The following is a 539-nucleotide window of genomic DNA, read 5'->3' on the forward strand; positions in this document are numbered from 1 at the left end:
TTCGGGCATCAGTCTTAACGGGTTGCCACGCGCCGCCAGTCGTTGAGCCTGCCGAACATGGCCTCGATCCGGTTGCGCCTTTTGTATCGGCGCTTGTCGTACGTCACAGTTTTCTTGCGCTGTTTTCGACCGGGGGTGAGAGGCGATCAGATTTGATCCAGTGGATCAAATCAGCCTTGAACGGCGCGTATCCCTTTGTCTTTCAATGCTTCTCTGAACCAATCCGCGTCATAGCCGAGGTCGCCGAGCAGCCAATCGACATCCGGCAGGCTGCTCAGCAATGCGCGTGCGCCGATGTAGTCGCTGACCTGACCGGCCGTGACGAACAGGTTCAAAGGACGTCCCCGGCTGTCGCAGATGGCGTGCAGCTTGGCCCCTCTCGGTGATTGTGCCAATCACCTGCCGGTCAGCGGTTCAAGCCGCCTTCGGTCCGGCCAATCAGGCGTCCACGCCCCCCTTTTTCGCGGCCATGCCGGTCGCTGTGCGGTGGTCCTCCAGGTCGGTGGCGTCAATCCTCACGGTCGTCTCTTCGCCGTGCC

At 61.2% G+C, this 539-nt stretch carries 1 pseudogene; it reads right to left on the minus strand.

The features are described from left to right. Positions 1-17: 17 nt before the first annotated feature. A pseudogene (locus MUB52_RS23955) lies at positions 18-539 on the minus strand (transposase); the annotation flags it as partial.

The sequence above is a fragment of the Roseobacter sinensis genome, assembly GCF_025755255.1.
GTDB lineage: Bacteria > Pseudomonadota > Alphaproteobacteria > Rhodobacterales > Rhodobacteraceae > Roseobacter > Roseobacter sinensis.